Annotated in this window: 16 protein-coding genes; 9 read left to right on the top strand and 7 right to left on the bottom strand. The window is 70.0% G+C overall.

The genetic code is table 11. The annotated features are described in order from the left end of the window. Nucleotides 1-4 precede the first annotated feature (4 nt). Complete coding sequence (locus I3V78_RS27570) at nt 5-1309, bottom strand: pectin acetylesterase-family hydrolase (protein ID WP_204491694.1); 1305 nt, start codon at nt 1307-1309, stop codon at nt 5-7. Between the two features lie 121 nt (nt 1310-1430). On the opposite strand from I3V78_RS27570, the gene I3V78_RS27565 reads away from it, so the two are divergent. From I3V78_RS27565 to I3V78_RS27545, 5 genes are all read left to right on the top strand, one after another. Continuing rightward, the gene (locus I3V78_RS27565; RefSeq protein ID WP_204491691.1) at nt 1431-2117 is read left to right on the top strand and encodes a hypothetical protein; all 687 of its coding nucleotides are present in this window, start codon (nt 1431-1433) and stop codon (nt 2115-2117) included. Nucleotides 2118-2442: 325 nt separating this feature from the next. Continuing rightward, on the top strand, nt 2443-4698 hold the full coding sequence (locus I3V78_RS27560; protein WP_204491689.1) for a M4 family metallopeptidase: 2256 nt from the start codon (nt 2443-2445) through the stop codon (nt 4696-4698). 150 nt (nt 4699-4848) lie between these two features. Further along, on the top strand, nt 4849-7389 hold the full coding sequence (locus tag I3V78_RS27555; protein ID WP_204491687.1) for an Ig-like domain-containing domain: 2541 nt from the start codon (nt 4849-4851) through the stop codon (nt 7387-7389). Nucleotides 7390-7657: 268 nt separating this feature from the next. Next, nucleotides 7658-8071, top strand: a complete 414-nt coding sequence (locus tag I3V78_RS27550) for a ribosome-binding factor A (RefSeq protein ID WP_204491684.1) — start codon at nt 7658-7660, stop codon at nt 8069-8071. Next, on the top strand, nt 8068-9225 hold the full coding sequence (locus I3V78_RS27545; RefSeq protein WP_204491682.1) for an RtcB family protein: 1158 nt from the start codon (nt 8068-8070) through the stop codon (nt 9223-9225). Before I3V78_RS27550 ends, I3V78_RS27545 begins: the two co-directional genes overlap by 4 nt. A 10-nt stretch (nt 9226-9235) precedes the next feature. On the opposite strand, the gene I3V78_RS27540 is transcribed toward I3V78_RS27545, so the two are convergent. Further along, complete coding sequence (locus I3V78_RS27540; RefSeq protein ID WP_204491679.1) at nt 9236-10672, bottom strand: carotenoid oxygenase family protein; 1437 nt, start codon at nt 10670-10672, stop codon at nt 9236-9238. A gap of 137 nt (nt 10673-10809) precedes the next feature. After that, nucleotides 10810-11262, bottom strand: a complete 453-nt coding sequence (locus I3V78_RS27535) for a hypothetical protein (RefSeq protein WP_204491677.1) — start codon at nt 11260-11262, stop codon at nt 10810-10812. 90 nt (nt 11263-11352) lie between these two features. Between I3V78_RS27535 and I3V78_RS27530 the strand changes: the two genes are divergently transcribed. Continuing rightward, entirely contained in the window at nt 11353-12993 is a 1641-nt protein-coding gene (locus I3V78_RS27530; RefSeq protein WP_204491675.1) for an MbnB/TglH/ChrH family RiPP precursor modification enzyme, read from the top strand. Nucleotides 12994-13003: 10 nt separating this feature from the next. Here I3V78_RS27530 and I3V78_RS27525 read toward each other — a convergent pair whose 3' ends face one another. Further along, nucleotides 13004-13999 (bottom strand): hypothetical protein, encoded by a 996-nt coding sequence (locus tag I3V78_RS27525; RefSeq protein ID WP_204491673.1) that lies wholly within the window; start codon nt 13997-13999, stop codon nt 13004-13006. 274 nt (nt 14000-14273) lie between these two features. Between I3V78_RS27525 and udk the strand changes: the two genes are divergently transcribed. Beyond that, nucleotides 14274-14909: a uridine kinase gene (gene udk / locus I3V78_RS27520; RefSeq protein ID WP_204491671.1), complete on the top strand. Its 636-nt coding sequence runs from the start codon at nt 14274-14276 to the stop codon at nt 14907-14909. Here udk and I3V78_RS27515 read toward each other — a convergent pair. Then, nucleotides 14906-15838: an alpha/beta fold hydrolase gene (locus tag I3V78_RS27515; RefSeq protein WP_338023767.1), complete on the bottom strand. Its 933-nt coding sequence runs from the start codon at nt 15836-15838 to the stop codon at nt 14906-14908. The genes udk and I3V78_RS27515 overlap by 4 nt on opposite strands. A gap of 118 nt (nt 15839-15956) precedes the next feature. Between I3V78_RS27515 and I3V78_RS27510 the strand changes: the two genes are divergently transcribed. Next, nucleotides 15957-16862: a hypothetical protein gene (locus I3V78_RS27510; protein WP_204491666.1), complete on the top strand. Its 906-nt coding sequence runs from the start codon at nt 15957-15959 to the stop codon at nt 16860-16862. A 260-nt stretch (nt 16863-17122) separates the two neighbouring features. Continuing rightward, entirely contained in the window at nt 17123-17800 is a 678-nt protein-coding gene (locus I3V78_RS27505; RefSeq protein WP_204491664.1) for a right-handed parallel beta-helix repeat-containing protein, read from the top strand. Between the two features lie 24 nt (nt 17801-17824). Here I3V78_RS27505 and I3V78_RS39490 read toward each other — a convergent pair whose 3' ends face one another. Next, entirely contained in the window at nt 17825-18583 is a 759-nt protein-coding gene (locus tag I3V78_RS39490; RefSeq protein WP_239576649.1) for a DUF5953 family protein, read from the bottom strand. 1 nt (nt 18584) lies between these two features. Next, nucleotides 18585-19226, bottom strand: a complete 642-nt coding sequence (locus I3V78_RS27500) for a DUF6310 domain-containing protein (RefSeq protein ID WP_239576648.1) — start codon at nt 19224-19226, stop codon at nt 18585-18587. Between the last annotated feature and the right edge of the window lie 322 nt (nt 19227-19548).

Below are 19548 nucleotides of genomic sequence, written 5' to 3'. Positions count from 1 at the left end.
GGGCCTAGCCGCCGATGGCGCCGTTGATGAGGGGCGCGAGCACCTGCATGCCCGGGTCATCCTCGTTGTAGCCGTTGGCGGGCTCGTACACGCGCACGCGCTGGTTCTCGTTGATGAAGCGCTGCAGGAAGGTGGTCATGGACACCATCTCGCTGTTGCACTTCCAGTCCTGCCACGGCTCGGAGACGTACTCGTACCAGCGCTTCTTCTCCATCTTCTGGCAGGCGTGCGCGCCCACGAAGGTGATGATGGTGCTGCAGTGGCTGGCGTTGATCTGCCGCTCGTGGGGGATGAAGTAGCTGAAGTTGTTGTACTGCTTGAGCTCGTTGACGAACTTGTCCTGGTCCACCTTCCAGTTGGCGAGCACCGACTCCTTGTCGTTGGGCGTCATGAAACGCTCATAGGAGAAGCGCGAGTAGTTGTAGTCGCGCGAGTAGCCCGTGTAGGCGAGCTGATCGTTCGGGAACTCGAGCGCCACCATGCGGTTCATGGTGCCCATGTTGTTGCGATCGAAGGTCGCGGGGAACTGGCTGAACACCGAGTCCAGGTTCCACGACTGGCGGATCTTGTTGTGCAGCGGGCGCGAGAGATCGTTGACGCCGGCCATGTAGATGGGGCCCGAGTCATTGAGGAAGTAGCCGCGGGCCGGGTTGATGGCGCGGCGCACGAAGTAGTACGAGGCCGAGGTGGCGGTGCCGCCCGCGCTGTAGCCCGTGACGAGCAGCTTCTGCACGCGGGGGAACTGCTGCTTGGCGTAGTTGATGGCCGCGATCGAGTTGGTGTAGCCCGAGTGGCTCCAGGTCAGCGGCGGCTGCTGCCCCGTCTGATCCGGATAGACGGCCGTGTTGTTGCCCACGTGCACGTCACCCGTGCAGTAGGGCATGTAGACGATGTTCCAGTCCTTGGTCGCGAGGTCCGTGCGGCTGCGGAACGGCAGGCCCGGGTCCGCGCCATTGACGATGGGCGAGACATATTTGGCCGTGAACTGCTGCATGTAGTCGTCCGCGATGCCATTGGGGTTGGCCGCCCCGATGACGCCCGCGCGCCCGCTGCACGTGTCGTAGTCCCAACACGCGCCGCCGCCCTCGAAGAAGAAGAGCAGGTTCTGCGAGCCCGTGGTGCTGCGGTGCACGAAGAACTTGTACTGGGAGCCGTTGCCACACTTGGTGCCCGGCAGCGTCGTCTTCTCCCACGTATAGGTGTTGCCGCCGTCCACCAGCACGTCGACGATTCCACCCACCAGCACCTCGGCCTGGGCGGCCACCGGCGCCGCCACCATCATCAGACCCAACAGCCATTGCTTGTTCATGAATGCACTCCTTTGGGGGTAAGGGGGCGCGAGTCTATCGCCCTCTGGGGAAGAGCGGAGAGCCCGGAAAGCACCGGGGTATCCAGTTGCGAAACCTCGGGGGCTCGGATACTGCCGCCGCATGGGCGCCACTCCCCGCATGAAGCTCTCGCGATGGCTCGCCGCGTCACTCCTCGTCCTCGGGCTCGCCCTCGCCCTGGTGCTGTCCTGGCGAGCCCCCGAGGTGACGCCGGACCCGACGGATGCGGTGCGTCAGGCCCAGGCCCCGCGTCCTGCCCGTTCCGCCCCGCCGTCCTCGTCCGGGCCCGCCGCGACGCCCACGCCCGGGCCCGCGCCGCTGCCCGAGCCGGCCCGGACGTCGAGCCCCGCTGAGCCGTCCTCCGTGGAGCCCGCGCCCGCCGCGCACCCGGTGGACCTGGTGCGGCTGCGCGAGGTGATGCCCGACAACCTGTACTGGCGGCTGGGCGCGCCCACGCGTGACGAGGCGCTGCTGCGATGGCGCGAGGAGGAGACCCGGCGTTGGAACACGGAGTGGGGCAAGGTGCAGTCCAACACGGCCACCGAGCCGGAGATTCACGCGTACTTCGAGCACCGCCGCGCCGTGTCCGAGGACTTCCTCCAGTTCGCCCGCCGCGTGCTCGAGGACTACGGGCCCCAGCTGTCCGAGCAGGAGCGGGGGCTGTACGAGCTGAGCATCCGCATGCACACCACGCGCTTGGAGGAGATCCCCCGCCAGACGGAGGAGGCCCTCGCGGGCAAGCAGCGGCAGGACGGGTTGCGCGAGGCCTGGCGGGATCGGACGCCTTGATGAAAAACGGTTTTCATGGGACAGTCCGTGAAAGCCGTAAATGCCTGGATGTCATCCTGGACCCAGGTGTCGATGAACTGTCCTCTTGTAGGACAGGGTGCGTTCCTTCCGGCAAACCCGCGTGAAGACGGGCCTTCCCGCGTGGGGTGTCAAACCTCGTTACATCTCGGCATCGGATTGCGCGACCTCGCCGCTCCACCGCCGCGACTCCGAGTGGGCCCAACGGTTGGGATTCCAGTCATTTAGGGGAATGGCACGCATCCTGCTCTAGGTCCGCCCCGTAAGCGGTGACACCCCCGTCACCGCCCACGCGGAGGTTCCCCCTTTGGTTCGCAATCGCATTCTGGCCGCCCTGCTGGCCCTTCCCCTGGCTGCGTGCACCGTCGAGGACTCGGACACCCAGACGTCGGCGCGCGCCGATGACGTGGGCACGCTGTCCACGGCCGACATCAAGGCCGCGCTGAGCGTGGTGCCCAACGCGCAGGTGCTCGGCACCCACGCGGACGGCGTGCCCTTCCTCGTGCGCGGTGAGTTCGGCTCCACCGGCCAGTCCCTCAACGGGCTGGTGGCCCGGGATGCGCACTCCCGCCTGGCGGAGTCCCTGCAGCGCATCGCCCCCATCTTCCGCCTGAACGCCACGGACCTGGTGGTGCGTCGCACCTCGGTGGACGCGCAGGGCAACACCCACGTGCGCTACGCGCAGATGAAGCAGGGGCGGCCCGTGGTGGCCCATGAGCTCGTCGTGCACGTGAACGCCGCCGGCCTCGTCTATGCCGCCAACGGCTCGGCGCGTGACGGCGAGATGGTCGCCACCAAGGCGATGGTCGCCCAGGACGCGGCCTCCAAGGCCGCGCTCGTGTCCACCGAGGGCACGGGCCTGAAGGCCGAGAGCGCCCAGCTCGTCTACTACCGCGCCGAGCAGGACGGCCCGCTCAAGCTGGCCTACGAGGTGGTGGTGACGGGTGAGGGCGCCACGCTGCCCATCCGCGACCACGTCTTCGTGGACGCGGTGGCGGGCGGCGTGCTCGGCCGCGCCACGGACATCCACTCGGCGATCAGCCGCGCGGTGTACACGGCCAACAACAGGACGAGCCTGCCCGGCACGCTCAAGCGCTCCGAGGGTGGCGCGGTCACCGGCGACGCGCACATCGACGAGAACTACGACCACCTGGGCACCACCTACAACTGCTACAAGGAGAACTTCGGCCGCGACTCGTACAACAACGCGGGCGCGCAGCTGAAGAGCACCGTCCACTACGACAGCAACTACACCAACGCGTTCTGGAACGGCTCGCAGATGGTGTACGGCGACAGCAACGGCACGGACGCGGGCCAGCTGGGCAAGTCGCTGGACGTGACGGTGCACGAGCTCACCCACGCCGTGACGAGCTCCGAGTCCAACCTCACCTACTCCAACGAGTCCGGCGCCCTCAACGAGGGCATGAGCGACATCTTCGCCGCCTACTGCGAGAGCTGGACCAAGGGCTGGTCCGTGGACGCGCCCATCTGGATGATCGGCGATGACATCTGGACGCCCAACATCCCGGGCGACGCCCTGCGCTACATGGGCAACCCCACCCAGGACGGCTCGTCCAAGGACTACTACCCCGAGCGCTACACGGGCAGCTCGGACAACGGCGGCGTGCACTGGAACTCGGGCATCGCCAACCTGGCGTTCAAGCTGCTGTCCACGGGTGGCAAGCACCCGCGCGGCAAGACCACCACGGACGTGACGGGCATCGGCGTGCAGAAGGCCGGCGCCATCTTCTACCGCGCCAACGCCGAGTACATGACGCCCTCCACCACCTTCGCCCAGGCCAAGGCCTACACCGTGACGGCGGCCACGGACCTCGGCCACGACACGGCGGCGGTGACGGCCGCCTGGGAAGCGGTGGGCGTGGGCGGCACGGTGACTCCGCCTCCTCCGGCTTGCAGCACCACGGTGGTGCTGGCCAACGGCACGGCTCTCACGGGCATCTCCGTGGGCGCGGGCGAGTGGAGCTGCACCTACACGCTGACCGTCCCCGCGGGCGCCACGGGCCTCAAGTTCGACATGAGCGGCGGCACGGGTGACGCGGACATGTACGTGAAGTTCGGCTCCGTGCCGACCGAGTCCTCCTACGACTGCCGTCCGTACGCCTCGGGCAACACCGAGAGCTGCCCCGTCACCACCGCGCAGGCCGGCACCTACTACGTGAAGCTCAAGGGCTACTCGGCCGCCTCGGGCATCAGCCTCAAGGGCGCGTTCACCACGGGCGGCACCGGCGGCGGCGACGTGCTGACCAACGGCGTGGCGACGGCCCCGTTCTCGGGCGCCACGGGCTCGTGGACCTGCTACACGCTCGCCGTTCCGAGCGGCCGCACCTCGGCGACCTTCACCCAGGCCACCACCGGCTCGGGTGACGCGGACCTGTACGTGCGCCTCGGCTCCAAGCCCACCACCAGCAGCTACAACTGCCGTCCGTACAAGACGGGCAGCGCCGAGAGCTGCACCCTCAGCAGCCCCGCGGCCGGCACCTACTACGTCTGCTCGTACGCCTACAGCGCGTTCACCAACGTGACCCTCAAGGGCGCCTACTAGGCCCCTCGCGCTGAAGCCCTGAAGTTCCGGACGCCCGGGGGCCTCACGGCCCCCGGGCGTCTGTTTTGGGTGGAGCCGGACGCCCGGCCTTTTCACCCCCCCTGATCTCGGGGTGGTGGGGTGGGGCGGGCCAAGGGAGAGTGGGTCCCCATGCGTCCCACACCCACGACCTGGCTCCTGCTGCTCTCGTTCCTGCTCCTGGGGCTCGGTTGTCCGACGGCGAAGCCCGGCACGGGCCTGTCGGATGCGGGCACGGATCCCCAGGTGGACCCCGATGCGGACCATCCGCTCGCCGCCCGCTTCCTGCCCGCGAAGCTGCCCTGGAAGGCCTCGCGCCACGCGCTGGCCAACGACGCCTACCCGGTGCAGCTCAACAGCATCCCGCCCCAGCAGCTCTCCTGGCGCGAGCCGCGCTGGCGGCCGGTGATCCTCGACCGGGACACGGTGGCCGTGGTGTTCCCGCCCGAGGATCGCTCCGGGTTCGACATCGCCTGGGGCGGCTACGAGAAGCCCTGGCGGCGCGAGCCCCTGCTCGATCTGCGCCCCGAGCTCGTCGGCGCGCTGGACGTGGTGGCGGACGCCTCGGGCACGGTGTGGGTGGCCTTCCGGCCGCGCGAGCGCCACAAGCCGCTCAAGCTGGTGCGCTGGCGGCCGGGCGAAGCCGCCCAGGTGGAGGACGTGCCGCTGCCGTTGGGCATGGACACCCGGCCGCTCAAGTACCTCGAGGCCTGTCCGGATCTGACGCTCGGCAGCGCGCCGGATGGGGCGCTGGATCTCATCATGCGCGGCGATCCGTCCGTCTGGAAGCCGCTGCTCTTCCACGGCAAGCGCGTGTCCGGGTCCAAGGCGTTCGCCTGGAACCAGATCTCGGACTCCTCCCAGGGCGAGGGCTCGCGACCGGGGGTCGAGCAGATCTGGGACGTGGGCTGCCGCAACGCGCTCGCCTACGACGAGCTGGGCCACCGCGTGCTCTTGTCGATGATCCGGCCCGTCACCACGAGCTACGCCTCGCCGCTCAAGCACTTCGTGGAGGCGTTCCGCGAGGGCCGCGATGGCCGCTTCTGGCGCGTGGGCCACCCGGTGCTCTCCCTGCCGTCGGACCGGGAGAGCGGCCAGCGGGGCGTCTTCGATCTGCACGATCACCCCTCGGGCTTCCTCTTCGCCGGGCCCTCGCGGGAGATCCAGCGCAAGGCGGGCGAGCCCAACGGCGAGCTGCCGTGGGTCTACATGCGCGCCCTGTCCGACGTGCGTGACCCCCTCGCCTTCAATGCCCAGGAGCGCCGCCCGGACGAGTACCGCTTTCGCGCCATGGCCTCGCACTACCAGACGACCTTGGACCCGGGCGCGGGGGGCAAGCTGCTGGCGGACGGGTGTGGCAACTTCCGGCTCGCCGCGGTGCACTTCTGGGCGCTGGAGGCCGGGTGGACGGAGATGCCCCTGGGCGAGGTCTATCCCCTGTGCGCGCAGGATCCCGCGCCGGCGCCCGTGTTCCGGGGCCGCGAGGGCGGCAGCACGCAGTACCCGTCCTTCGCGCATGGCCGGAACCTGCCCTTCGAGCTGGGCGTGTGCCTGGGTTCGGACAACGGCCTGGAGGTCTGCCACGGAGGCCACGCCGCCGCGGCGGGAGAGGTCGCCTGGGAGCCGTTGGATCCCGCGTCCGGAGGCGGGCTGGCGCGGGTGGTCGCGACGCGGCCGGGCCCGGGCGAGCACGACGTGGAGCCGACCACGGAGGTGACGGTGACGTTCGACCGGCCCGTGGAGCGGCCCGAGTTCAGTGACGTGTCCCTGTGGAACCTGTCGCGGGCCGAGCGGGTGAACGGCCGATGGGAGCCCGTGGAGGGCCAGCCGGCCACCTTGCGCCTGCGGCCCTCGCGACCCCTGGCGGCGGCGCACCGCTACCGGCTGGTGGTCTCGCCCCGGCTCGTGTCGGCGCCCGGTGAGCTGCCCACGTGGAAGCTGCCCGAGGGCCGCAAGGGGGTGATCGACTTCGAGACCGCGGGCGACGCCGGCCTCCAGCCGGACCCCCGCGAGGCGCCGTACCAGCTCGAGTGTTACGGCACCCGGGACGACTCGGGCTGCACGCTGACCGTGGACGATGGCCAGTTCATCCTGCTGTCCAACAACGAGCCGCTGCGGCTGCGCACCACGGGCAGGGTGCTCCACGACTACGGCCGGAGCAACGTGCTGACGGGCCACGTGGAGGAGCTGGACGGCGGGGTGCGCCCGGACAGCGGCGTGCGGGTGGCGCTCAACGAGTCCTACATCGACGTGTTCCCGGGCCTGCCGCTGCAAGAGGAGCACGAGCTGCGCGTCGTCATTCCACCCGTGCACGACCGCTTCGGCCGGGAGTTCGAGGACACGCGGGTGCGCCTGCGGCTCGCCCACGGGCCCATCCGGGTCGTGGAGTTCCAGCCGGCCACCGGCGCGGAGCAGGTGCCGGTGACGACGTCGATCGCGGTGCGGGTGAACCGCCCGCAGTCGCCGCCCCAGTGGAACGCCACCTACTTCCAGCTCATCACCTACGACGCCAAGGGGGGCTCGGTGCAGGACTATCCGCCGATGGACCTCACGCTCGAGCCGCCCTCGACATACCGGCTGACGCCGCGCCAGCCCCTGCGGCCCGGCGCGTACCACGAGCTGCACGTGGCCTCGACGCCCAAGGTCCTCAGCGGCTTCTGGACGGCCCCGTAGCGCGCGGCACGAGGGGGGGAGCGCCGTTGTCAGGTTTCCGGGGGATTTACGTCCCTGTCGCCGACCAGGTCCGCGCGGGGCTTCGCGCGGCGGGAGGTGTGCCATGGGGTCTGTCCTTCAGGGTGTTTCGGATCGTTCCGCGTCGATGCGCGCCTGACCGGGTGTGCGCCGCTCCCCGCTGAAGTCGGGATGAACGGGCTCGCCGCCTCGGTGCGCGGGCGTCGCCGTGGAGTTCTGTCGAACTGATTCACGGGAACCGTTCCTCTTCATGACTTCTTCCAAGCACCCCCGCCGCCGCGCCTCGCGCGGTGAGGCGGAGCCGTCCTCGCTGTCTTCCGATCCTCTTCCCGCGCGTCACCTGCGCGTGCAGTCCGCCCTGTTCCAGGAAGTGGCCCGCCTCTTCCGCGGAGAGCTGTCCGACCCCGTGCTCGAGGGCGTCGCCGTGACGTCCCTGGCGCTCACCCCCGACGGGCGCAATGCCCGCATCGGCTTCACCTTGCCTCCCGAGGCCGCCCTGGAGGGGCCGCGTCCCGTGGAGGACGCCCTGGCGCGTGCCAGCGGCTTCATCCGCGCCCAGCTCGCGCAGGGCCTGGACCTCAAGCGGGTGCCCCACCTGCGCTTCGTCTACGTGGGCGTGGGCGCCCCGTGGGACGCGGGCGATGGGGAAGGGGGTGCGGAATGATGCCGCGCCGCCTCGACGCGCCTCCGGGCGCCCTGCCCATCCTCGCCTGGGCCCGGGACGTGCCCCCGGGCGCGGTGAAGCAGCTCCAGCACCTCGCGCTCCAGCCCTATGTCGTCGAGCACGTGGCCGCCATGCCCGACATCCACGTGTCCGAGGGCGTCGCCGTGGGGACCGTCTTCGCCACCGAGCGGCACGTCGCCCCGGGGGCGCTCGGCGGAGACCTCGGCTGCGGGGTGGGCGGCGTGCGCTTCGACTACCCCGCGGCCGCGCTCGACCGGGCGGCGCTGGAGCGGCTGCTCGCCACGTTCGCGCGGGCCGTGCCCGTGGGCGACGCGGTCCACCGGGGGCGGGGCGTGTCACCACCGGAGGCGCTCGCCGCCCCCGACCTGTCCACCCACCGGCTCCTGCGTGAGTGGGAGCGGCTGGCACCCCGGCATCTGGGCACGCTCGGGGGAGGCAACCACTTCCTGGAGTTGGACCGGGACGCAGCGGGGGACCTCTGGCTGCTGGTGCACACGGGCTCCCGGGGCGTGGGGGCCGCCATCGCCGGCCATCACGTGCGGGTGGCCGAGCGCCTCGGCGAAGGCAGCCTCCCGGCACTGCGCACGGACACACCCGAGGGCGCGGCCTGCCTCGCGGACACCGCGTGGGCCTGCCGCTTCGCGCGCGCCAACCGCGAGCACCTGCTGTCCCGGGCGGCCACGGTGCTCGCCGAGGCCTTGGGGCGGGAGCCGGACCGCGCGTCCCACGTGGACGTCCCCCACAACCACGTCGCGGCCGAGACGCACTTCGGCCGCGCGCTGCTCGTGCACCGCAAGGGCGCGGTGGGGCTGGCCGCGGGAGCGCGGGGCCTCATTCCCGGGAGCATGGGGACGGCGTCCTACGTGGTGATGGGGCGAGGGGAGGCGCGGGCGTTCCGCTCGTGCTCGCACGGGGCGGGGCGGGTGATGACGCGCAAGGAGGCCCGGGCACGCATCCGTCCGGCGTCCCTGTCACATGCCCTGCGGCGCGTGGTGTTCGACGGGGGCCGCGTGGCCTCGCTGGTGGAGGAGGCCCCGGCCGTCTACCGCGACATCACCGAGGTCCTGGAGGACGAGGCGGACCTGGTGACGCCGGTGCTGCGGCTCACGCCGCTCGCGGTCCTCAAGGGCTGAGCGGAGCCGCTCAACGCTTGGGCACCCAGGTGCCGTGGAAGGTGAAGGGGAAGACATGCTCCAGCACCACCCGGGCCACCGGGCCGGACTGGGGCGTCTTCGCGTCCAGCACCGCGATGTAGCTCTGATCCTGGGCGGCGTCGTAGCCCTGGATGAGCAGCCACCCGTCGTCCTCCGCCTTCCCGCCGGGGCGGGGGATGAAGAGCGGCTCGGAGGGGTGGTGCTCGTCGCCCAGGCGCACCACCGTCTCCGCGCCCGTGTCCATGTCCACCTTGATCACCGCGTCCTGGGGGCCTCGCCAGGTCTCGCGTCCCACGTGGCCGGCCAGGTACACGTAGCGGTGGCGGATGCCCGCGCGCAGCGGCGAGACGCCGGGGAACTCACAGCGCCGCTCGGACACCTGTTCGCAGTGCAGCGTGCCCGCCTTCACGTCCAGCGTCGCCCGGTGCAGCGTGCCGTCGATCTCCGTGTTCGCCCAGCCCTTCATCTGCTCGGCGAGCCACTGGTTGGTGCGGAAGTCCGGGTAGCGCACGAAGTCGATGTAGATGCGCCCGCCCTGCTCGAAGCCGTTGCCGAAGTGCCACGCGTGGAAGGGCTCCGCCTGGAAGCGCACCGCCTTGCTCGGCCGATCGATGGGGACGACGATCACCTCGGTGCCCAGCTCCGGCTTCCACTCGAAGTTCTCCGACAGGCTGCCCCGGCCCATCATCGTGCGAAAGAGGTTCATGCGCATGGGCGCCACCAGGAAGACCAGGTGGTTGGCCGTGGCGATGAAGTCGTGCACCAGCACGGTGCCCGGCAGGGGCAGGCCCCCCAGGTGCCGCACGGCGGGCTTGTCGTCGGGCAGCTCGTACAGGTCCAGCCAGGTGACGGCGCCGTAGCGCACGCCGAAGTTGTAGGACGCCTTGCGCGGCACCACCGGGTGGGGATGCGCGGAGAAGGCCGGCCCCACCAGGCCATCCAGATCCGTCTCGCCGAGCGTGCGCAGGTCATCCATCAACAGCTCGGTGGGGCGCGAGGCCTCCACCAGCGCGAACAGCCGCCCGTTCCACGTCATCGCCGAGGTGTTGGCCGCGTTCTTCACCCCACCGAACAGCCGCCGCCACAGCGTGGGGGCCGGCGTGCCGTAGTTGCTGAAGAGCACCTTGCCCGCGGTGCGCTCGGCCCGGATGCTCGGCGTCTCGATGAGCCGCGCCGCCGCGCGCGCCTCGCCGCCCCCCAGGCGCACCGCGAGCACGCCCCCATCCCCGTCGAACCAATGCCCGTAGCGCTGCTCGCCCACGCCGAACGTCACCGGCCCCACGCGCACCAGCGTGCCCTCCAGCTCCGGCGGCAGGCGTCCCTCCACCTTCACCGGTTGGAAGCCATACGTGTGCGGCAGATCGCGGAAGGCCTTCAGCCAGGACGGGGACGCGGGCGGACTCTGGGGAAGAGCGAGGCTCGGCATGGGGACAAACGATCCTAACCCCACCCTCCAGACGCGTCTTATAACTGGCGAGGTTCAGTCCATCTGTCCGATGGGGCAGGTATGACCCGGTGAAGTCGACCCCACTCCGGGTCATCTCCGACAGCCCCTTGGGAGGGCTACTCGGCCAGGGGCAGCTTGAGCTTGAACTCGCCGGGCTTGGACTCCACGGCGTGGCGGATGGCCTGCTCGAACTCCTTGCGGTTGGTGAAGGTGGGGATGCCGCCCAGCTTGATGCTGGCGAGCGACACGCCCATGAGCACCACCTTGGAGCCGAACAGCACGCTCAGGGTGTTGATGTTCGGCGCGAGCGGCACGGCGCGCTCGGTCATCAGCGTGCGCGCCTGCGTGGCGTACAGCTCCATCTCCTCCCAGTCATGGAAGATGTCCACGAGCGGCTCGGCGGCGACGATCTCCTCGATGGCGGACATGGCCAGGTGCGCCAGGTGGGCGTCGTACATGGAGCCCTGGAAGCGCGTCACGATGACATGCGACGCGGGCCTCCACAGTTGCAGCTCTCCGTTCGAGGTGGTCCACGTCTTGGCCCCATGCATCACAGGAGGAACGCGCATGGCGGCCGAGTTACGGCACTCGGCGGCGGGAAGCAAGAGTGGGCTGTCGGGCAGGCGGTGGCTTCGGGTCCACGCTAGGGTGGTGCGCACATGCGTGACCTGACCTGGCAACTGCCCTGGCGTGGCCTGGGGCTGAGCAGCAACCTGGACGCGGCGGAGTCGCCCCATCCCTACCGCCTGCTCGCCGAGGCGCCAGGCCTCTTCGACTTCGTGGAGTACAGCGCCCCCCTGTCGCTGGAGGAAACCCGCGCCCAGGCGTCGCTCTTTCCCGAGTTGTGGACGCGCCGCGGCGAAGTGCCCGTGCTCTTCCATCCGGTGCACCTCAACCTCTACGGCCCGGAGCTGGAGCCCGCCGCGGCGCTCCACGCCCTGGACGCGCACGCGCGCGCGGTGGACAGCGCCTGGGTGGGCAACGACGTGGGCTGGTGGCACGCCGCGGGCCAGCCCTTCCCCGGCTACCTCTACGTCACGCCGCCCTTCAGCGAGGCCGGCGTGCGCGACTGCGCGGCGCATGCCCTTCACGTGCAGTCCTACTTGAGCGTGCCGCTGGCGTTGGAAAACCCCGCCGTCTTCGCGCGCCGGGGCGAGCTGCACGTGTTGGACTTCATGGCCCGGCTGCACGCGCGCACGGGCCTGCCGCTGCTGCTCGACCTGGGGCACCTGCTCAGCTACCAGCTCGCGGCGGGGCTGCCCCTGGACGCGGGGCTCGCGGACTTCCCACTGGACCGCGTCATCGAGCTGCACGTGGCCGGGGGGGTCGTCACCCGGCGCGGGGCGCGGGGCCTCTACGTGGATGACCACACCCAGCCGGTGCGCGAGGAGTTGCTCGCGCTGGTGGAGGCGCTTGTCCCGCGCTGCCCGGCGCTGCGCGCGGTGACGTTCGAGGGGGATGGGCACCCGCTGGAGGTGGCGCTGCTCACGCTGCGGCGGCTGCGCCGGGTGGTGCCCGCGGGGCCCCGGCCCCCGCTGCCGCTCTCCGTGTCGACGCCCCCCGTGCCCGCGCTCGCGGCCGAGAGCGCGCCGTGGGCGCTGTTCTCCGTGGGGTATGGCGCGGCCCCGGAGCCTGGGGAGGACGTGGAGGGGGCGCGCGCGGAGACGGACTTCCGGCTCGCGGTGGTGGCCGAGCAACTGGACCGGGACTGGCCCCTGTCGCGGCTGCTCCTGGCGGGCACGCGCGAGCGGCTGCGCGACTTCACCGCGTCCCCGGAGTTCCGCGCGCTCTTCGAGTCCCCGGAGCGCGCGCCGGGCCATGCCTTCGCGGCCTGGAGCCGGCGCGTGCTGCGCGAGCACCCGGACGAGGGGCTCGCGGCGGTGGTGTCCTTCGAGACGTTCCTGCCCAACGCGTGGCGGATGAGCGCGCCGGGGCCGGGGCCCGGGCCGGGGCAGGTGGGCCTGGCCGAGGGGGTGCGCCTGGGCGGCTTCCCGGTGGATCTGACCGAGGCGGTGTTCGCCGCGCGCGCCCTGCGCCGTCACCTCGCGGGTCGGGCCTGGGCGAGCGAGGCGCTGGAGGTGAGTGGCCTGGACTCGCTCGCGCAGGTGGCGGGGCGTCCGGCGCCGGGCCCGTGGCGCTTCGTGCTGCGGCGCAAGGGGCGGGGACTGGAGGTGCTCACGTGCGCGCCCTCGCTCCTCGCGGGCCTCGAGGCCCTGGCGCGCGCGCCCGGGGCCGAGGCCGAGGTGCCGCCGCGTGTGCTCGCCGAGGGCCTGGCGCTCGGCCTGCTGCGTCGGGGGTGAGCCCCGCGGCTCACTTGCAGGCGCCGCAATCCGCCGCGCAGTTGTCGTACTCGGTGCCGGTGCCACAGGACTCGCTCACCTGGCAGACGCCGTCGCCGCACGTGTAGAGGTCCTCGGTGCGCAGCCGCGTGGTGAGCGCCGGGTAGGTGATGCCGTTGGAGGTACAGGACGCGTAGAAGCGCCCCGTGACGTCCAGGGTGCAGATCGCCGAGCAGTCCGAGTCCACGCGGACGAGGGGCTCGCACACGGGGGGGCCGGACTTCTTGATGGACAGGGCGCAGGCGCGCGGCGTGCTGTTGCGGTGGTTGAGGCCCCGGTTGTCGTTGCCGGCGTAGATGCCCTCGCCGTTGAAGAGGTTGCCGAAGAAGCAGCCCTCGCGCAGGGGAAAGCGCCAGGCCTCGTCGGAGGCCGTGGCGAGCGCCGCGCCCCGGGCGTCACGGCCCAGCACGGACATGGCCACCTGAATCCCGAACTTGTTGGCGTGGGCCGCCAGACACGCGGAGACCAGGCGCTGCTCGGTCAAGGTGGCCGAGGCGCCGTCGCTCCACGTGGGCGCCAGCCCCAGGCCGCCCGCCCACGTCCAGCTCCGTCCGTCCGCGGCCGTGTGGGTCCGCGTCTGGTTCGCCGGGACGGCACAGCGCACGACGTACTTCATCACCTGGGCATGCAGCTCGGCGTCCTCCTGGAACCACTGCGCGAAGGCTTCCGCCGCGAGCCCGTTGAGGGACAGGCCGTTGAGGGACAGGCCGTTGAGCGACAGCCCGTTGAGCGACAGGCCGTTGAGGGACAGGCCGTTGAGCGACAGCCCGTGCAGTGACAGGTCGGCGGCCGACAGCCCTCCGTGGGACTCCAGGGCCTGGGAAGACGTCGCCCAGAGCTCCTCCTCGGGCGGGGTCTCCAGCGGCCCACAGGCCCCCACCGCCAGCAGGGCACACATCCAGACACGGGACAGGATGGTGGACACGCGAGACAGACGACGGGTGCTCCCGGTCAGGACGTTTCTCATGTCTTCCTCCCCCCACTGCGCGAGACAAGGCCCGGATGATGGACTCCACCCCCGGGACAGCTGGCTGTCCGCCCCTGGAAAAGCAGGCGACCTCCCAGTCTTATAGGGTTAACGGGAGAGTCGGGGAATGCACGTGTTTACGCCGACCCCTCGCGCGTCGAGCTCCGGACAGGCCCCGGGTTGAGTGGGGCACGAAGCGGCCCGGAAGGCGCCCGAGATGTGGGGTACCGGACGGAGTCTTGCGCCCGCCCGCCCGCTGCGGTAGTTCGCGCCCATGTCGTCACCTCTCGTCGTTGGCATCGCTGGTGGGACCGCGTCCGGCAAGACCACGGTGGCCCGCAAGGTCCGCGATGCGCTGGCCGACTGCCGCGTGGCCTTCATCGATCAGGACTCGTACTACCGGGACCTGGCGGACCTGGACCTGGCGGAGCGCCGCGAGGTCAACTTCGACCACCCGGACGCCTTCGACACGGATCTGCTCGTCGCGCACATCCGCGAGCTCAAGGCCGGGCGCCCCATCGAGAAGCCCGTCTACGACTTCAAGACGTCCACGCGCCAGGCCCACACCGTCAAGGTGGACCCGGGAGACATGATCCTCCTGGAGGGCATCCTCGTGCTGCACATGAAGCCCGTGCGCGACGAGATGAACGTGCGCATCTACGTGGACACCGATGACGACCTGCGCATCCTGCGCCGGCTCGAGCGCGACATCCACGAGCGCGGCCGTGACTTCGATCACGTGGTGAGCCAGTACCTGCGCCACGTGCGGCCCATGCACATGGGCTTCGTCGAGCCCTCCAAGCACCACGCGGACATCATCGTCCCGCACGGCGGCAACAACGACATCGCCATCGGGATGATCGTGGGCGCCCTGCGCGGGCGGCTCCTGCACCCGCTGCCGTCGCTCTAGCCGCGCCGGCGCAGGAAGTCGCGCAAGGGGGCGTGCAGCCGCCGCGCCTCCGTCAAGAGCGCCCGGTGGGCGAAGGGCTCGGGCAGCTCGTGGTAGTGCGTGCGCAGACCCGCCGCGCTGAGCTGGTGGTAGGTGTCCCGCACCCGCGAGGGCGGGGCGAGCACGTCGTTGACCGCCGCGGCCAGCAGCACCGGCGCGCGCACCTCGCCCAGGCACTCGGACAGGTCCGCGCCCGCGTAGGCGGTGCACAACAGCGCCCAGGCGTGCGCGTCGAAGTGCTCGGCGAAGGCCTGGGCCTCGGCGTCCAGCGCCTGGTAGGCCCGGGCCTCGGCCTCGGAGGGCGCGTCACCGGGCGCCCGCACGAGCCCCAGGTACTCCAGGTACTGCTTGCGCAGGGCGCGCCGGGGATCCGCCTCCATGCGCAGCGTGTGCCGCACCAGCCCGAGCCGCTCGCGCAGGGACTCGGGCAGCACCTTGGCCGCGCCCAGCACCACCACCGAGCCCACCTGCTCCGGAAAGAGCGCCGCGAGCCGCAGCGCCACCATGCCCCCGAGCCCCATGCCCACCACCGCCCGGACGCGCTCCACCTTCATCCCGCGCAGCATCGCCGCCACCGCGCGCGCCATGTCCAGCACCGTCACCGTGGGCAGCGCCGCCCCGTAGGGCTGGCCCGACTGCGGGTCCACCGACACCGGCGACGTGGAGCCGAAGGGGCTGCCCAACAGGTTGGGCACCACCACGTGCAGCGCGGCCGGGTCCAACGGCCGCCCCTCGCCCACGAGCTCCGTGGCCCAGCCCCCGGGCTCGTACGCACCGCCCGTGACGGGCCCCAACGCCTGGTGCGAGTGCGCCAGGTCGTGCAGCAACACCACAACATTGTCGTCCGAGCGCTCGCCGTAGGTACACCAGGCGACGTGGGCCCTGCCCAACAGGCCGCCCTCCTCCAAGGGGAGTGCAACCGGCGACACGTAGCATCCGGTGGTCTGGTACACGCGAAGCAGGTCTCATATCACTAGAGCGGTCACTTCCAGGACAGGAGCCATTCGCTTGAAGCGTTATTTCGGAGTCGCCCTCGTCATCGTCGGCGCACTGCTCGCCGCGGTGATGACGTCCCGCGCCGCGGGCGCCCGGGCCACGGAGGCCCAGCGGGAGGCGGACCTCACGCACGTGCAGAAGGACTACCTCGAGCGCGTGGGGTGGATGCGCATCAACCCCGACGAGTCCGCCTACCGGCAGGAGCTGCCGCCCTTCTTCAAGAAGTACTTCGAGCAGGTCTCCGCCCACCAGGACCGCTTCAAGCTGGGCAAGGACTTCGACGCCTACCTCACCGAGCTCGCCGCGCGCGGTGACAAGGACGATCGCGCCGAGGACCGCAAGGCCTTCTACACGTACACGCGCCGGGTGTTCGATCTGATGCGCGAGGGCAAGTACAAGCCCCTGTGGACGGCCACCGACAAGGGCATGCGCCTGGACGTGGTGGACGCCGAGCTCGTCAAGGTGCTCGACAAGCCGCAGGTGCGCCTGCGCCTGGTGCTCTGGGGCGCCCAGCGCGAGGAGAAGACCGACGGGAAGATGAAGAAGATGATGACGAGCGCCTCCTTCAACACCCACTGGAAGCTCACCGACGAGCGCGGCAAGCTCATTGGCGAGATGAACGCGGACGACCCCGCCATGAAGGTGGACTTCCCCGAGCGCTTCATCGCCGAGTTCCCCCCGCAGATGGTCCTGGGCCACTACGACATGGACCTGATGCCCAGCGAGGTGAAGAAGATGGAGATCGCCTTCCAGGTGAGCTCCCGCGCGGCCTCGGGCGGCGACGCCACGGCCAAGTACCTCTGGAAGCTGGACGTCCCCTCGGATTGGCGGCTCGGCGCGGGCGAGAAGTGGGAGGGCGCCACGGTGTCCGAGCGTCCCGAGGAAGAGATCGATCCGGCCAAGGCGGCCCGGCGGTAATTCCCGGGAAACCGGACAGCCGCGCGGAGTAGGGTGGGGGCTCCATCTCTTGGATTGGAGTCCCCATGTCGAAGCGCGTGAGGCGGTGGTTGCCGGCATGACCTCTGTGCGCAGGCTTGCTGTCGCCTTGGCGGAGCGACCCCGACGAGCGCGCCACGCCGTGCAGTTCCTCTCCGACGCGAGCGGCACGGCGGCGCAGAAGAAGCGCGTGGTGGGCCAGGGAGGACGCCACCTGGCCCACGGAGGCCTTCCCCTTCGGCGTGTCGGTGGAGAACCCCAAGACGAACGGCGTGCCGGGCGCACGCGACGTGGTGTTCAACCGGGTGACGGCGCGCAACAACACGTACCAGAGCGCCGCGGCGGGGGACTACCAGAACGGGGATGGCTTCTCGCTGGAGCGCAGCGCGTCGCGCATCTCCTTCTTGAACTCGGCGGCGTACGACAACACGGACGGCGGCTGGGACGACAAGTCGCAGGCGGCCTACTACGAGAACTGCGTGGCGCTGCGCAACAAGCGCAACTTCCGCCTGTGGAACGACAGCCCCCAGCCCACCACGCTCAACAACGTGCTGAGCGCCTACGCCCAGAAGCACGACAACTACTCCACCGCGGGCCTGTGGTCGCAGGGCTATGTGGAGGTCTACGACTCCACCTTCTTCGGCAACGCGGGCAGCGAGATCGTCCTGGAGAACAACGCCACGCCGGCGGCGCGCGTGAAGGTGACGAACTCCATCCTCTCGGACGCCGGGCCGTGCGGCGCCGTGGTCTCCAAGGAGGGCGGCACCACGCTGGAGCTGGTCGACAGCGTCACCTGCGATGGCGCGGCGGGCACACCGGTGCAGTTGCGCGCGCCCACGAGTACCTGGACAGGCTCACCCGTGGACGCCTTCTCGCCCGTGAGCGCGGCGGTGACCCAGGGCTACCGTCCAGCGCCTTGAGGAATGTTTGGGGGCGGGGTCCCGTCAACTGGAAGCACGCCCTCCAATAAGGGGGAAGCGCTCGTAGGCCCGCCGCAGCGCTTCCAGATGGGCGGGATGGTCAAAATCGAGTGGCGTCTCCGTGAGCCGAACGACCCATCCCCCCGTCGCCGTGCGCCGTGCATGGGCGAGCCACTCCGCATCACAAGTGGGGTCGGGGAAACCGAGGGCGTGCGCGGTGGCAGCCGACCAGTAGTTCAGCCATCCCAGATGGTACGGAATGAGGGGAGACGAGAGGCGCCAAGGCGGCTTGAGCATGGGAAGCCCACGCGGTGAGAGCGCTGGTCCATGACTGGCATGCTGGAGCTGCCGCGCGAGCTCCGACCCGATGCTCTTGCGGGACGCATGTCCCCAGTAGGCACGGGCGCCTTCCGCTATTGCCTCCAACACCTGTGTTGCCGACGCGGCGCTCTCGGTATCGAGCGGCAGTTGCGCATGAACTTCGAGCAGGGGTTGACCGCCTGGACTCGAGGTCGCGGCGCGTCCTCGCCCGGAAATCATCACGGGGGCTCGCGCGTCGTTGTTGCAGAGGAGTGGAAAGCCTCCGGATTTCATCGACCGGACAAGCCATGCATCGCGCCCTGGCAATGCGACGAGCTGGTGCGCGTCGGAAACGGTCCACTCCAGACGAACCCCTGGACGCGCATGTTCCAGCCCTTGAACAATAGCCAAGGGGCGTACGTCTCCCTCCCCGAGCGCAGGCGAGTAGCTAATGATGCCTAGAGCATCTTCCAACTCGGGCATGTCAGCACCAGTCCATGACAACGACCCGAAGTGTGAAGTCTTCACGCTCGAGCAGCGCCTTGTGCGCTTGGGTGCGAACCCCCATGACGAAGTCATAGCCGCAAGCCGCCGCGAGGTCTCGCTCTCTTTGCGCCTCCTCGACCTGCTTTTCGAGCTCGGCCCGTTGAACGTACGGATTGTAGGCTTCTATGTTGGTGGTCTTGACCTCCCAAAGCGTCCGCGAGGCCACTTGGAGTGCATCGAAATTCTTGCCATTGACCCGGACATCTCCTCCGGAGAAACCGTTGTGGGGAACGTTGTCAGCACACTGATTGTGTAATGGATGGCCACCCCGGTGCGCTACTTTGACAGGCCTGCAATCAGGTTGATGCTCACCTACGGGCGCGTCGGGCGGATGGGGAGGCAGCCAGTCTTGACCCGAAGATGATGTCTGGGGTTTTGCCTTCTTGTCCGCCAAGGGGTGCTTGTCGGCAGACTGCGCTCCAGACTGAGTACTCGAGCTGCCGTCCTCGGGCCATACTCCCTTTAGTGCATACTCGCCGAGTTCCTGCTCAATGGCCACCGCCAGGGTCACCACGCCAATGACGACCACGGTCCCGACGATGACCTCGGGCGCCGCCAGGATACACATTCCGATCCCCATGACGGCCACACCTGCGGACGCGAGTGTTGTACATCGCCCTGTGAGATCATGGAAACGGACTCGCTCTTGGTCGAGCGCATGAAAGCACCGTTCCGCGACCACGGACCATGCTCGCGACGCTTCCCTGACCACGCAGCGCCCATCGTCTATCCAAGGCAGCGCAGCCGCTCGCTGAAGATTGGTAATTTTCTGATGAGGGGCGTCAAAAGTCCTTGGCGCCGGCGCCGATGTCGCGCAGGCCAAGAGAAGGACAAGAGGTAATAATACGTAAATTTGCATAGCCTTGTTTGTCTGCTGGGTGTGCGTAGCTAGTTGGTTTCTC

Source organism: Archangium primigenium (assembly GCF_016904885.1).
GTDB classification, from domain to species: Bacteria; Myxococcota; Myxococcia; order Myxococcales; family Myxococcaceae; genus Cystobacter; species Cystobacter primigenius.
The sequence above is the reverse complement of the archived record's forward strand: the minus strand, read 5'-3'. Positions and strand labels throughout refer to the sequence as shown.